Genomic DNA, 14,655 nt, shown 5'->3' with positions numbered 1-14,655 from the left:
ATGACGGCAATCGACTACAAACGCGCCGCCGGCTATTTCCTGCTGAAAGACTTCATCGGCGGCTTCCGCCTTGGCATGAAGTATTTCTTCAAGCCCAAAGCCACGGTGAACTACCCGCACGAAAAAGGCCCGCTTTCCCCGCGCTTTCGCGGTGAACACGCCCTGCGCCGGTATCCCAACGGCGAAGAGCGCTGCATCGCCTGCAAACTCTGCGAGGCGATCTGCCCTGCGCAGGCAATCACCATCGATGCGGAACCTCGGGAAGACGGCTCGCGCCGTACCACGCGCTATGACATTGACATGACCAAGTGCATCTATTGCGGTTTCTGCCAGGAAGCCTGCCCAGTGGACGCAATTGTCGAAGGCCCGAATTTCGAATTTGCCACCGAGACCCGCGAAGAGCTGTTCTACGACAAGGCAAAACTGCTTGAGAACGGTGAGCGCTGGGAAGCGGAAATCGCCAAAAACCTCGAAATCGACGCGCCGTACCGATGACCGATCCGAAGAACCCATATCAGGCGATGTTCGCCCAGTATCAGGAGATGGCCAAGGCCTTCAATCCTGCGCTGGAGTCATTCACGCCCAAAGGGTTCGAGGCGCTCTGGCCGACAATGCCCAAGGACGTGATGGAAATGTTCTTCGGCAATACGATCAATCAGGGCGGGCTTGATGCCAAGACCCGCCTCTTGCTGACCCTTGGCGCGCTCACAATGCTGGGCGCACAGGCAGACGCGCAAATTCGGCTCACCGTCCGCCATCTGGTGGAAGCAGGAGCCACGAAACAGGAAATTGTGGAGACCATCGGCCAGATGTCGATGTTCGCCGGTATTCCCGCAACCACCCGTGCCATGGAACTGGTGCAAGAGGTGCTCGCGGAACAAGAGGGAAGTGATACATGACCATCGCGGCATTAGCATTCTGGCTGTTTGCGATCTGCGTGATCGCTGGCGGGCTATTCACCGTCATCAGCCGCAATCCGGTGCACTCCGTGCTCTGGCTCATTCTGGCCTTTCTCAGCTCCGCGGGGCTCTTTGTCCTGCTGGGAGCAGAGTTTGTGGCCATGCTGCTGATCATCGTCTACGTGGGCGCGGTTGCCGTGCTCTTCCTCTTTGTGGTGATGATGCTGGACGTGGACTTTGCCGAGCTTAAGGCAGGTATGGCGCAATACATGCCACTTGCCTTGCTGATCGGTGTTGTTCTCCTGATGCAACTTGGCATGGCCTTTGGCGTCTGGCAGTTCGCGGACACAGCCGAGGCAGCCCGCGCAGCCGTGGCACCGGCGCCTGAGGAGATGCACAACACCGCAGCTCTGGGTGTCATCCTCTACGACCAATATTTCCTGCTCTTCCAACTGGCTGGCCTGATCCTGCTGGTTGCCATGATCGGGGCCATCGTACTGACCCTGCGCCACCGCAAGGACATCAAACGCCAGAACGTTCTGGAACAGATGTGGCGCGATCCGGCAGATTCCATGGAACTCAAAGACGTAAAACCGGGGCAGGGGCTTTAAGCCCGCCGGATAAGAAAAAAGAACCGAGGGACCACACATGATTGGTTTGGAACATTATCTGGGCGTGGCGGCGACGCTGTTCGTCATCGGCATCTTCGGCCTCTTCCTGAACCGGAAGAATATCATCATCCTGTTGATGTCGATCGAACTCATTCTGCTGTCGGTCAACATCAACCTGGTGGCATTCTCCAGCTTTTTGGGCGATCTGGTCGGGCAGGTCTTTACGCTCTTCGTGCTGACCGTGGCCGCAGCAGAGGCCGCCATCGGCCTTGCGATCCTCGTATCATTCTTCCGCAACCGCGGCTCGATCGCGGTGGAAGATGTCAACGTGATGAAAGGCTGATCAGATGATCTACAAGACTATCCTGTTTGCGCCTTTGATCGGCGCCATCATCGCAGGCTTCGGCTGGCGCATGATTGGCGAGAAAGCGGCGCAAGTTGTCACCACTTCGCTTTTGTTCCTCGCCTGTCTGCTCAGCTGGATCGTGTTCCTGCAAGGCGCACAGGAAGACGAGGCCGTGCACATCATGACCTTCATCCAGTCGGGCCTTCTGGACACCAGCTGGTCAATTCGTGTGGATCGACTGACGACGATCATGCTGATCGTTGTAACGTCGGTTTCCGCGCTCGTGCACCTGTACAGCTTCGGTTACATGGCGCACGATGAAAACTGGAAAGACGGCGAGCACTACAAGGCACGTTTCTTTGCCTATCTGTCGTTCTTTACCTTTGCCATGCTGATGCTGGTGACCTCTGACAACCTCGTTCAGATGTTCTTCGGCTGGGAAGGTGTGGGCGTGGCCTCCTATCTGTTGATTGGGTTCTACTACAAGAAACCTTCTGCCAATGCCGCAGCCATCAAGGCCTTCGTGGTCAACCGCGTCGGCGATTTCGGCTTTGCCCTCGGGATCTTCGGCCTCTTCATGCTGACTGACAGCATTCAGTTTGACGTGATCTTCGCGCAAGCCCCAGCGCTTGCCGAAACAAACCTGCATTTCCTGTGGCGCGAATGGAACGCGGCGAACTTGCTGGCCTTCCTGTTGTTCGTCGGGGCCATGGGCAAGTCTGCGCAGCTTTTCCTGCACACCTGGTTGCCGGACGCGATGGAAGGTCCGACACCGGTGTCCGCGCTGATCCACGCAGCAACCATGGTGACGGCGGGTGTTTTCCTTGTCTGCCGCATGTCGCCTTTGATGGAATACGCGCCTGAAGCCATGGCATTCGTGGTGTTTATCGGCGCATCGACCGCCTTTGTTGCGGCCACCATCGGCCTCGTGCAGAACGATATTAAACGCGTGATCGCCTATTCGACCATGTCCCAGCTGGGGTATATGTTCGTGGCCGCAGGCGTTGGCGTCTACTCGGCTGCCATGTTCCACCTGTTCACACACGCTTTCTTCAAGGCCATGCTCTTCCTTGGGGCCGGTTCCGTGATCCACGCGATGCATCACGAGCAGGACATGCGCAATTACGGCGGTCTGCGCAAAAAGATCCCTTACACGTTCTGGGCCATGATGATCGGTACGCTGGCCATCACCGGTGTTGGCATTCCGCTGACCCACTACGGGTTCGCAGGCTTCCTTTCCAAAGATGCGATCATCGAAAGCGCATGGGCCGGTACGATGGGTGGCTACGGTTTCTGGATGTTGGTCGTCGCGGCGCTCTTCACCAGTTTCTATAGCTGGCGCCTGATGTTCCTCACCTTCTATGGTGAACCGCGCGGCAACAAACACACGCATGACCACGCGCATGAAAGCCCGACCATCATGCTGATCCCACTGGGCGCGCTGGCTCTTGGCGCGATCTTCGCGGGGATGATCTGGTTCAACGGCTTCTTCGGCGACCACTCCAGCGTGAACAAGTTCTTTGGTATCCCTGATCATCACGCCGAGGCGAGCGAAGGCCATGGCGACCATGCCGACGATCATGCCAAGGACGACCATGGTGATGACCATGCCGACGATCACGCAAAAACCGAAGATGGCGAGGGCGAAGCTCATGCCGACGGTCATGCGATGGCGAAAGCGCCCGAAGGCGCGATCTTCATGCACCCCGACAACCATGTGCTGGACGAGGCGCACCATGCCCCGAAATGGGTGAAAGTCAGCCCGTTCATCGCTATGGTCATCGGTCTTCTGACGGCGCTTTGGTTCTATATCTGGAACCCGTCCATGCCGGCGAAGCTGGCGGCGAGCCAACGACCGCTGTACCTGTTCCTGCTCAACAAGTGGTACTTTGACGAGCTGTATGACGTTGTCTTTGTGCGCCCGGCGAGCGCAATCGGCCGCTTCTTGTGGAAGAAAGGCGACGGCAACGTGATTGACGGCACCATTAATGGGATCGCCATGGGCTTCATCCCGTGGGTCACACGTCTCGCTGGCAAGGCGCAGTCCGGCTACATCTTCACATACGCACTCGCCATGGTGCTCGGCATCGTGGCTCTGATCACATGGATGACGCTCAGCGGAGGAGCGCACTAATGAACGACAGTCTGCTCTCCCTTGTGACCTTCATTCCTGCGCTGGCGGCGGCGATCCTCGCCATCTTCCTGCGTGGTGAAGAGGCCGCGGCGCAACGAAATGCCAAATGGGTGGCACTCGTGGCCACCGTGATCACCTTCCTGGTGTCGTTGTTCATTCTGGCCGGATTTGATCCGTCCGATACAAACATGCAGTTTGTGGAAGAACGCGCTTGGCTGATGGGCCTGAAGTACAAGATGGGTGTCGATGGCATCTCTATCCTGTTTGTCATGCTCACGACCTTCATGATGCCCTTGGTGATCTGGTCCAGCTGGGACGTCACACACCGCGTCAAGGAATACATGATCGCCTTCCTGCTGCTCGAAACGCTGATGCTCGGCGTGTTCATGGCGCTGGATCTGATCCTTTTCTACCTGTTCTTCGAAGCCGGCCTGATCCCGATGTTCCTGATCATCGGAATCTGGGGTGGTGCAAATCGCATCTATGCCAGCTTTAAGTTCTTTCTCTACACCTTCCTCGGCTCGGTGCTGATGCTGGTGGCAATGGTGGCGATGTACTCTCAGGCGCAAACCACAGACATCGTGGCCCTGATGAACTTCGAATTCGGTTCGGAAACCATGTCCGTGCTCGGCATCACCGTTGTTGGCGGTATGCAGACGCTCATGTTCCTTGCCTTCTTCGCCAGCTTCGCCGTGAAGATGCCGATGTGGCCGGTCCACACCTGGTTGCCGGATGCCCACGTTCAGGCTCCGACAGCGGGCTCGGTGGTTCTTGCAGCCATTCTGCTCAAGATGGGCGGGTACGGTTTCCTGCGTTTCTCGCTGCCGATGTTCCCGATCGGTGCCGAGGTCATGACGCCGCTGATCCTGTGGATGTCGGCTATTGCGATTGTCTATACATCGCTGGTCGCGCTTGTGCAGGAAGACATGAAGAAGCTGATCGCTTACTCGTCTGTGGCGCACATGGGCTATGTGACGATGGGTATCTTCGCTGCCAACCAGCAGGGGATTGACGGTGCCATCTTCCAGATGATCAGCCACGGGTTCATTTCCGGTGCGCTCTTCCTCTGCGTTGGCGTAATCTATGACCGCATGCACACTCGAGAGATCGATGCTTATGGTGGCCTCGTGAACCGCATGCCGGCCTACGCGCTGATCTTCATGTTCTTCACGATGGCCAACGTCGGCCTGCCCGGCACCTCGGGTTTTGTCGGTGAGTTCCTGACACTGATGGGTATTTTCAAGGTCAACACATGGGTGGCGCTGGTCGCAACGTCCGGTGTGATCCTTTCTGCGGCTTACGCGCTGTGGCTCTACCGCCGCGTTGTGCTTGGTGATCTGATCAAGGAAAGCCTGAAAACCATCAGCGACATGACCGCCCGCGAGAAGTGGATCTTCGCACCTCTGGTGGCCATGACGCTCATTCTGGGTGTTTGCCCGTGGCTGGTGACCGACATCATCGGCCCGTCGGTCGAGAACCTTGTTTCCAACTATCAAACCGCACTGGGCGCGGGCGCTGACGCCGCCGGCCAGACGGCATCGCATTAAGGAGAGCTTGAGACATGATCCAGGCTGATCTGAATATTATCCTGCCGGAGATCCTGCTGTCGGTTTACGCGATGGTGGCGCTTGTTGCTGCCGTCTACACCGGCAAGGACAAGCTTGCGCCGATGCTCACTTGGCTGACTGCTGCCGTGTTCCTTTTGATCGGAGCATGGATCGGCATGGGCGGTGAGGGGGCCAACGTTGCCTTTGGCGGCATGTTCATCGACGACGCATTTTCGCGCTTTGCCAAAGTCGCGATCTTGCTGTCCGCCGGCGCTGTTCTCGTGATGGGACAGGAGTACATGCAGCGACGGGGTATGCTGCGCTTTGAGTATCCCTTGCTGGTTGCGCTTGCCGCTGTAGGTATGATGATGATGGTTTCCGCAGGTGACCTGATGGCGCTCTACATGGGGCTCGAGCTGCAATCGCTTTCGCTTTATGTGGTGGCATCTATGCGCCGTGACAGCGTCAAGTCGACCGAAGCGGGTATGAAGTACTTTGTACTGGGAGCGCTGAGTTCCGGTTTGCTTCTTTATGGTGCGTCTCTGGTTTACGGTTTCGCGGGTACAACAAAATTTGTTGGTATCATCGAGGCGGCTGGCCATGACCATACTCCGATCGGTCTGTTGATCGGTTTGACCTTTGTAACCGCCGGTCTGGCGTTCAAAGTTTCCGCGGTGCCGTTCCATATGTGGACACCGGATGTTTATGAAGGCGCCCCGACGCCGATAACGGCGTTCTTTGCAACAGCTCCGAAAATTGCGGCAATGGGTCTGTTCGCGCGCGTGCTTCACGACGCGTTTGGTGGAGTGGTCGGCGACTGGCAACAAATTGTCGCGCTTCTGTCGGTGCTTTCCATGTTCCTTGGCGCGGTTGCGGCCATCGGTCAGACCAACATCAAGCGACTGATGGCGTACTCGTCCATTGCTCATATGGGATATGCGCTGATGGGTCTTGCTGCTGGCACGGCGTTTGGCGTCGAGGCGATGCTGGTTTACATGGCGATTTATGTGACCATGAACATCGGTACCTTCGCCTTTATTCTGTCGATGGAGAAAGACGGTCAGCCCGTTGTGGATATTGCCTCGCTCAACATGTTTGCGAAGCGGGATCCGGTGAAAGCGCTGGCAGTGTTGCTGCTGATGTTCTCTCTGGCGGGGGTACCGCCGCTCGTGGGTTTCTTTGGTAAGTTCTACGTTCTGCGTGCTGCTTATGACGCCGGACTTGCTTGGCTCGCGGTTCTGGGCGTGATCGCCTCTGTGATTGGCGCCTTCTACTATCTTCGGATCGTCTACTTCATGTACTTCGGTGAAGAGACTGATGCGCTGGATCGTAACCGCGCGCCGGTCCTGCATGTCTTTGTTGTTGTCGCAGCCGCTGTCATGCTGCTGGGAGTGGTGAACCTCTTTGGTGTGGATGGCGCGGCACAGGCTGCTTCTGCGGCCCTGCTGAACTGATTTGCATCAAGAGCGAAGTGATACAACGGCGCGTCCTATCAGGACGCGCCGTTTCTTTTGGCGGTGCTGCGAACAATACCGACGTTATGCCGACGCGAAGCCGACGCTTTGCAGACAGTAAAAATCGCGGCAAATACTGGCCCTTGCCCGCCCGCCGGACTACAAAACCCATTGACCTGTAGAAGTGAACGAAAGCAGACACCATGACCTCATGGCCCGAAGGATACGGTCGCCGCGTGCTGGCCAAAGTCGACAGCACCAATGCAGAAGCCGCAAGAATTGCCGGGGAATTGGCAGGTCCCGAATGGATTTTGGGTTTGCGTCAAACCGCCGGTCGCGGTCGCAGAGGACGGGCATGGAATGATCCCGTTGGTAATTTTGCCGGTACACTGGTCATGCGCCCCGCAGAAGCTCCAGATCAGGTCGCGCTTCGCTCTTTCGTGGCCTCTCTGGCGCTCTTTGACGCCTTTGTGCAAGCCACCGGGCGCCCGGATGGGTTAAGCCTGAAATGGCCTAACGACGTGTTGCTCAACGGTGGCAAAGTGGCTGGCATTCTTCTGGAAAGCGCTGGGTTTTCAGGTGGTTCCGTAAGCCATATCGCCATCGGAATTGGTGTGAACCTGACCCATGCCCCCGGCTCGGAAAGCGTAGAGGAAGGGGCAACACGACCGGTGTCTCTGTTGTCTGAAACCGGCGCGAACGTCGATCCCGAGACTTTTCTGGACCTCCTTGCCGGCGCATACGCCCACTGGGAGTTGCAATTCGTGACATACGGTTTCGAGCCGATCCGTACTGCATGGCTCGCCCGTGCTGCGCGATTGGGGGACGTGATAACTGCACGCACGACCCGTGACGAAACGACAGGAACCTTCGAGACGGTGGACACGCAAGGCAATCTGGTGTTGAACACCGCGAAAGGCCGCGTGGCAATCCCCGCTGCCGATATTTTTTTCTGACCCTCAAAAGGGGATTGAGGCTCATGCTTCTGGCCATAGACTGCGGCAATACAAATACCGTCTTCTCAATTTGGGATGGCGAGAAATTTCTCTGCACCCTCAGGACATCGACCCACCATGCCCGCACGGCGGATGCCTATTTCACCTGGTACTCCACGCTGATCAATCACTACGGCATCAAGGCTGATATCACCGATGTGATCATCTCCTCCACAGTACCGCGAGTGGTTTTTAACCTGCGTGTTTTTGCTGATCGTTTCTTTGGTTGCCGGCCGCTCGTAGTTGGAAAACCCGAGTGCAAGTTGCCGGTTGCTCCGCGAGTTGACGAAGGAACACAACCGGGACCGGACAGGCTTGCCAATGCAGTTGCTGCGTTTGACCGTCACGGAGGTAACGTTGTTGTTGTGGATTTCGGAACCGCGACCAACTTTGACGTTGTGGCCGAAGACGGCGCCTATGTCGGAGGCGTAATCGCCCCAGGTGTGAATCTTAGCCTCGAGGCTCTTCATTCTGGCGCCGCCGCGCTTCCACATGTCGACATTTCGCAGCCGGAGAAAGTGATCGGGACCAACACCGTAGGCTGCATCCAATCGGGCGTCTTCTGGGGATATACTGGCCTGATCGAAGGCATTATCGCCCGAGTCAAAGCAGAATACGGTTCTCCGATGAAGGTTGTCGGCACCGGCGGCCTCGCGCCGCTGTTTGAACAAGGCGATCATCTGTTTGACACTATCGAAGACGATTTGACGATGCACGGTTTGACCGTCATTCACGACTACAACAAGGAGCAGGGCGCATGAGCGACCGCTTGATCTATCTACCTTTGGGCGGTTCCGGTGAAATCGGCATGAACGCCTACGTTTATGGCTATGGGCCGCAAGACAAGGAGCGCTTGATCCTTGTCGACATTGGCGTCGCCTTTTCCGATATGGACACCAGCCCCGGAGTTGACCTGATCTTCGCGGACATCCGCTGGTTGGAGGAAAACAAGGACCGCCTTGAGGCGGTTTTCATAACCCACGGGCACGAAGATCACATCGGCGCGGTCGGGCATTACTGGGCAAAGCTGGGCGTGCCCGTCTATGCTCGTGCATTCACAGCAAATCTTGCGCGCCATAAGTTGGCGGACAGGGGGCAGCCTGAAGAAGTCGTGCGAACTGTATCAGCATGGCCAGAGGTCACGGAGGCCGGGCCGTTCAACGTCGGTTTTCTTCCTGTCAGCCACTCTATTCCGGAAAGCGCGGCGCTGGTCATCGACAGCCCGGCTGGGCGCGTGATCCACTCTGGTGACTTCAAGCTGGATGAAACGCCTCTCGTGGGCGAACCCTTTGATCCTGAACTTTGGAAGGATGTTTCCAAGGACGGCGTAAAGGCGTTGATCTGTGACAGCACCAACGTGTTTTCGCCGCATGAGGGTCGGTCCGAAGCCTCTGTTGGCCCCGAGATTGAAGCCCTGGTGGCCGCCGCACCTCATATGGTCGTCGCCACAACTTTCGCCTCCAATGTGGCGCGGGTAAAAACATTGGCAGAAGCCGGACAGAGGGCAGGGCGGTCGATCTGCCTCATGGGACGTGCGATGCGCCGCATGATCGAAGCGGCCATCACAACCGGAGTCCTTTCGGATTTCCCCAAGGTCGTCAGCCCGGAAGACGCTGCCACGATCCCTCGCGAAAACCTTATGCTTTTGGTGACCGGCTCGCAGGGTGAGCACCGGGCGGCGAGCGCCCAGCTTGCGCGCGGGAAATACAACGGAATCACATTGAAGGATGGCGATCTTTTTCTGTTCAGTTCCAAAACCATTCCCGGGAACGAAAAGGGCGTCATTCGCATAATCAACCAGTTTTCCGAAATGGGTGTGGATGTTGTCGACGACAGCTCCGGTAAGTACCATGTTTCTGGTCACGCTAACCGTCCGGACCTGCAACGCCTTCATGACATCGTGAACCCACAGATGGTGATTCCAAACCACGGCGAGCACCGTCATTTGCGAGAGCATGCCAAACTGGCAAACGAGAGTGGGCGCGCATCGATAGTCGCGGTGAATGGCACGATGCTCGACCTGACGGGCAATGAGCCCAAGGTGACGGGATACGTTGAAACGGGGCGTGTTTATCTGGACGGGGCGGTACAGATTGGTGCGCTTGACGGGATTGTTCGCGACCGGTTGCGCATGGCGATGAATGGCCATGTGACGGTCAACGTGCTTCTCGATGAAGATGACGAGCCTCTTGGCGACGCTTGGGTGGAACTCAAGGGCTTGCCGGAGATAGGCCGCTCTGACGCCCCGTTGGTTGACGTGCTCGAAGAGGACCTGACTCAGTTCTTAGGCCGAGCGGGCGAAAAGACGTTGCGCGACGATGATAAGATTGAAGGGGAATTGCGCCGCATCGCGCGCAACACAGCGCGTGATGAGATAGGCAAAAAGCCGGAAGTTACAATAATCGTTTCGCGTCTGAGTTGATCAACGCAATTTTGCGACGTTGTCACGGCGGAAACTGAATAGACGAAGACCATGCGACTGGCTCTCTGTGTAGCTGACCTTTGGTTGGCAGATGGGGAGCGTGCATGGCGGGACTGATCAACTACGACGCATATCCGATTGACGAAACGGGTAGTAAGAGGGACAGCATTGTTCAAAGCGTGCGGAAGTCTTTGCGACAAGATGGCTGTGCTGTCCTACGCGGTTTCCTGACGCAAGAGGCTTTGGAAAGCATCACTCAAGAGGTGGATTTGGTAGCCGATCGTGGTCACCGCAGCTTCAACAAAACCAACCCATATTTCACGGCTGACGATCCGTCCCTTCCCGAAAATCACCCAAAACGGCGGTTTTTCGAACGTTCAAACTGTTTCATACCCGCCGACAATTTTCACAAAACCGGCTCACTCCGCCAGGTTCACGACAGTCCGGGATTTGATCGCTTCATTCAGGATTGTCTGGAAGAGCCCGACCATTGCTTTTTCAGATACGCAGACCCGTTGGCGGATGTGATTGTGAATGCGGCGCAAGAAGGTAACGGCTTTCCTTGGCACTTTGATACCAACAATTTCACAGTGACACTGGCTATTCAGAACGCCAACGCGGGCGGTGCTTTCGAGTATGCACCAAATATCCGAAGCATCGACGAAAACTTTGAAGAGGTAGGCCGAGTGCTTGATGGTTCGTCCGACAAGGTCGTGTCATTGGAGTTGCAACCTGGCGACCTGCAGTTGTTCAAAGGGCGCTACAGTCTGCATCGCGTTGCTCCGCTCGTGGGCGAGCGGCCACGTTACGTTGCCATTTTCAGTTACGTGGAAGAGCCCAATATGGTTGGCGCGCCGGAACGTACCAGACAGCTTTACGGCCGCGTTCTGCCCATTCATCTGGAACGGGCAGGCATGCGATCTGACAGTTTTATCGATTAGACTTCAGCCTGCACGCCGTTCGTCAAAGCTTAGCGCAATGAAGCTTGGTAGATGGTCACCCATTCCCACCACTTTGCCGTCGTCATTTCGGTCGTTTCTACCGCGGCCACCGCGCGAACGAGACCGTGACGACTTGGCACGAGGCTCCTCTTTGGGCGGTTCCGCCGTCACCTCAGGAGCCTCTACAGTTTCCGCTGGAGCGTCTTCTTTGGCTTTCGAACGCGTTTTGCGCGGCTCTTTCTTGACCGGGTTTTCGACTCGGGTGATCTCTTTCTGGATCAGCGTTTCAACGGCATCGAAGGCTTTCTCGTCGCGTGGTGAGCAGATGGTAAATGCTTTGCCCTCACGCCCTGCACGACCAGTGCGCCCGATGCGGTGAACGTAGTCCTCGGCGTGGCCGGGGACATCAAAATTGAATACGTGGCTCACGCTTGGCACATCCAAACCACGAGCTGCCACGTCAGACGCCACAAGAATACGCAGTTCGCCGTTACGGAAACTTTCCAGTGTTTTTGTGCGCTGAGACTGATCCAGATCGCCGTGAATGGCCGCCGCGTCATAACCGTATTTTTTCAACGATTTCGCGCAGATATCTACGTCCGTCTTGCGATTGCAGAAAATAATCGCGTTCGTGCAGGCTTCGCCCTCACCATCGATCAGCGCACGCAAAACTCTACGTTTCTCGCTGCCTTCCCGGTCTCGGCGGCTGGCTTTGAACATCACTACGCCTTGCTCGATCGTCTCAGACGCAGTGGCTTGTCGTGCAACTTCGATACGCTCCGGGTTGGACAGGAATGTGTTCGTGATCCGTTCAATTTCCGGAGCCATCGTAGCCGAGAAGAAAAGGGTCTGGCGTGTGAACGGAGTCAAACCGAAAATGCGCTCGATATCAGGAATGAAACCCATATCCAGCATCCGATCGGCTTCGTCCACTACCATGACTTTTACATCCGACAGGATCAGTTTGCCGCGTTCGAAATGGTCCAGAAGTCGGCCCGGAGTCGCAATCAGAACATCAACACCCTTATCGATGATTGCTTCCTGTTCCTTGAAGCTGACACCGCCAATCAACAATGCCTTGGTCAGTTTGAGATACTTTGAGTAGGCGTCGAAGTTTTCGGCAACCTGGGCTGCCAATTCTCGTGTTGGGCAAAGTACAAGACTGCGCGGCATGCGTGCGCGTGCTCGACCACGTGCCAGAAGTGAGAGCATTGGCAGTGTAAAAGACGCAGTTTTGCCAGTGCCTGTTTGTGCAATACCAAGAACATCCCGGCCCTCAAGTGCAGGGGGAATCGCGCCAGCTTGGATCGGAGTGGGCGTTTCATAGCCCGCATCGTTGATGGCTTTCAGCACCTTCGTATTGAGGTTCAGATCAGAAAATTTTGTCATGTGTATCCGTGTTTTACGGACACTCTTGGCCCGTAGCGGCTGATTTAGATCAGGCCCGGATGGCCCCGCACACTGTTGGCGTATTGATCCACGGCGCCTTGTAGCTTACGCGGGCCGACTGGTCAACAAAGCCGAGGTTTCCCGCGAGATTTGTTGCTAGATCAGAAACAATTCAACGGAATGCCGGAAAGTGTTTTTGCCGCTTTTCATCCAATCCGAGGTGAAAAACGCGAAGTAAACCGTGTTTGTTGAGTTTATCTATTAGCTCTGGTCGCGCGAGACAAAGCTCTTCAAAGAACTCTTTCACAGCCTCTTCTCCCCCTTCGGATTGAAGGAAGCTGAAGATTTCGTGCAGAGACATGCCCCCAGCTTCTGCCTTACGCGTCGGTTTGAGTTCCGCTCGGTAAGAGCCCTTTTGCATGCGAAATTCCAAGACGGACTTCAGGTGATCCCAACTGGTTATGTGTCGATGACAAAGTGGAATTGAAGGCAGGACTTTGGTTGGTCGAAGCTCCTCACCGTTTTGGAAAGCCCGGTGGATGCGAAACGATACGTCGCTTATACCTGTGCGCAGGAATAATTTCCCGACATGGTGACTGACAAACCCGCCGCGCAAGTACCCACCGTATTTGGGGTATAAATCTTCCTCTACTGAACGGCGGTCATACCCAGTTTCCATCCATGCCTTGCAGTAGGTCGCGGCCGGGTCCAATCCTGTGATCCCGTCGGTTGAAAGAGCTTCCGCCGGTCGCAATCGGGCGCCTGGATTTTCCAAAGAAATCGATTCAAGTGCATCGCGTATGTCTCTGTCAGGGCAAAGAAATTCGTCAACGTCTATGTGGCAAATCCAATCTAGACCGAGGCCGCTTGCTAAGCCATATGCATGGGTTGCATTAACTGTTTGCCTACCTTGATGTTTTGGAGGTTTTCTCCCGTTTTCGCGCGTCCAGTACTCGCTGTCGGTATGCTGGACCGTCACTTTGGGATGTGGTTGCAAGGCTTCGAGGGCGCGCGGCGTGCGTTGATCAAGATAGATAAATATGTGATCCGCGCCCAGATCCAAATGATAGGCGACGAAGTTGAGCACGTCCAAAGGTTTGGCCTTGATCGTGGCCACAACACCCCAACGCGTCATTTGCGTGTCTCTTGCCGCAGGCGTTTCTGACGCATCCGATCAATCCTTCGGAACACGCCGCCGCTTTCTCGATTGAGTTCTTCCATCAACGCGTTTGCAAGTGGCGCCATGACGGTGTCAGTCAATGCCAAATCCCAGACCGGTGCGAGTAAGTTTATGTCCAAACCACCGGATTTCAGTGCGAATGGTTCCATATCCAGAGGCAAACGCGTGCGCTTTCGCTTCCCGAAACCAAACTCCTGTTTTGGTCCTAACCCGCTGAAGGTGCGTTCAAATTCGTAGAGCTTCATAATCCCGAACAGCATTCGTAATCCTTGCCCTGCTTCGCGTTGAGCCGGGGTATTACCATGCTCAGCAAAGGTTTGGAGAGTACTGACAAGCCATCGCAGCGAAAGGACTTCGATCAGATGACCACTTTCTTCGGCCCAAATACGTTGAAAAAGCTCAGGGGTGTGCGGCGGGAATTCGCGCTTGCGCAAGTTAGAAATAAGTTGCGCATTCAGAAAAGCCAGTTGCGAGTTGCCGACAAACTCTTCTGCGATTTCGCGGCGTTTTCGCGCCCAGCTAGTTTTTGGGTCGTTTGGCGTCTTGACGGCAGCAGAGTTCGGCACAGTTTGCGTCTTGAGGGCTGCTAAATCGGTATCCAAAGGGGGCAAGTTTTCGGGACCAAAGTCAAAGGGCACACGGCGTCCCTCATAGCGGTCCATCATGGCTGCAAGGCCGCCGGGGTACGTTAGGCGCTCATCACTCATGCGGTGCAGTTTGCACGGGCAGTAAGGCCC

The 14,655-nt window shown here is 56.0% G+C and carries 14 protein-coding genes; 11 read left to right on the top strand and 3 right to left on the bottom strand.

Features of this window, described 5'->3' with window-relative positions; genetic code table 11:
• The 11 genes from nuoI to BXY66_RS09275 all read left to right on the top strand — a co-directional run bounded on the left by nuoI (position 1) and on the right by BXY66_RS09275 (position 11,349).
• A complete protein-coding gene (gene nuoI / locus BXY66_RS09325; protein ID WP_132859845.1) occupies positions 1–495 on the top strand; it encodes an NADH-quinone oxidoreductase subunit NuoI in 495 nt (164 codons plus the stop codon).
• Positions 492–899, top strand: a complete 408-nt coding sequence (locus tag BXY66_RS09320) for a carboxymuconolactone decarboxylase family protein (RefSeq protein ID WP_132859844.1) — start codon at positions 492–494, stop codon at positions 897–899. Before nuoI ends, BXY66_RS09320 begins: the two co-directional genes overlap by 4 nt.
• Positions 896–1,510: an NADH-quinone oxidoreductase subunit J gene (locus tag BXY66_RS09315; protein ID WP_132859843.1), complete on the top strand. Its 615-nt coding sequence runs from the start codon at positions 896–898 to the stop codon at positions 1,508–1,510. The genes BXY66_RS09320 and BXY66_RS09315 overlap by 4 nt, the downstream gene beginning before the upstream one ends.
• 37 nt (positions 1,511–1,547) lie before the next feature.
• Entirely contained in the window at positions 1,548–1,853 is a 306-nt protein-coding gene (gene nuoK / locus BXY66_RS09310) for an NADH-quinone oxidoreductase subunit NuoK (RefSeq protein WP_054001749.1), read from the top strand.
• Positions 1,854–1,860: 7 nt separating this feature from the next.
• A complete protein-coding gene (gene nuoL, locus BXY66_RS09305; protein ID WP_132860402.1) occupies positions 1,861–3,990 on the top strand; it encodes an NADH-quinone oxidoreductase subunit L in 2,130 nt (709 codons plus the stop codon).
• Positions 3,960–5,537: an NADH-quinone oxidoreductase subunit M gene (locus tag BXY66_RS09300; protein WP_132859842.1), complete on the top strand. Its 1,578-nt coding sequence runs from the start codon at positions 3,960–3,962 to the stop codon at positions 5,535–5,537. Before nuoL ends, BXY66_RS09300 begins: the two co-directional genes overlap by 31 nt.
• A 14-nt stretch (positions 5,538–5,551) precedes the next feature.
• On the top strand, positions 5,552–6,991 hold the full coding sequence (gene nuoN / locus BXY66_RS09295) for an NADH-quinone oxidoreductase subunit NuoN (protein ID WP_132859841.1): 1,440 nt from the start codon (positions 5,552–5,554) through the stop codon (positions 6,989–6,991).
• Between the two features lie 203 nt (positions 6,992–7,194).
• Positions 7,195–7,947, top strand: coding sequence for a biotin--[acetyl-CoA-carboxylase] ligase (locus BXY66_RS09290; protein WP_132859840.1), 753 nt, complete (start codon positions 7,195–7,197; stop codon positions 7,945–7,947).
• Between the two features lie 23 nt (positions 7,948–7,970).
• Positions 7,971–8,747 (top strand): type III pantothenate kinase, encoded by a 777-nt coding sequence (locus BXY66_RS09285; protein ID WP_132859839.1) that lies wholly within the window; start codon positions 7,971–7,973, stop codon positions 8,745–8,747.
• Entirely contained in the window at positions 8,744–10,408 is a 1,665-nt protein-coding gene (locus tag BXY66_RS09280; RefSeq protein WP_132859838.1) for a ribonuclease J, read from the top strand. Before BXY66_RS09285 ends, BXY66_RS09280 begins: the two co-directional genes overlap by 4 nt.
• A gap of 104 nt (positions 10,409–10,512) precedes the next feature.
• Entirely contained in the window at positions 10,513–11,349 is an 837-nt protein-coding gene (locus tag BXY66_RS09275; RefSeq protein ID WP_132859837.1) for a HalD/BesD family halogenase, read from the top strand.
• Between the two features lie 3 nt (positions 11,350–11,352).
• Here BXY66_RS09275 and BXY66_RS09270 read toward each other — a convergent pair whose 3' ends face one another.
• From BXY66_RS09270 to BXY66_RS09260, 3 genes are all read right to left on the bottom strand, one after another.
• Complete coding sequence (locus BXY66_RS09270) at positions 11,353–12,738, bottom strand: DEAD/DEAH box helicase (RefSeq protein ID WP_132859836.1); 1,386 nt, start codon at positions 12,736–12,738, stop codon at positions 11,353–11,355.
• A gap of 172 nt (positions 12,739–12,910) precedes the next feature.
• Positions 12,911–13,873, bottom strand: coding sequence for a glycosyltransferase family 2 protein (locus BXY66_RS09265; protein ID WP_132859835.1), 963 nt, complete (start codon positions 13,871–13,873; stop codon positions 12,911–12,913).
• Positions 13,870–14,625, bottom strand: coding sequence for a hypothetical protein (locus tag BXY66_RS09260; RefSeq protein ID WP_132859834.1), 756 nt, complete (start codon positions 14,623–14,625; stop codon positions 13,870–13,872). The genes BXY66_RS09265 and BXY66_RS09260 overlap by 4 nt, the downstream gene beginning before the upstream one ends.
• Between the last annotated feature and the right edge of the window lie 30 nt (positions 14,626–14,655).

The sequence above is a fragment of the Shimia isoporae genome, assembly GCF_004346865.1.
Taxonomy (GTDB): Bacteria; Pseudomonadota; Alphaproteobacteria; order Rhodobacterales; family Rhodobacteraceae; genus Shimia; species Shimia isoporae.
Note: the sequence above shows the minus strand (reverse complement) of the source record. Positions and strands in the feature narration are given on the sequence as shown.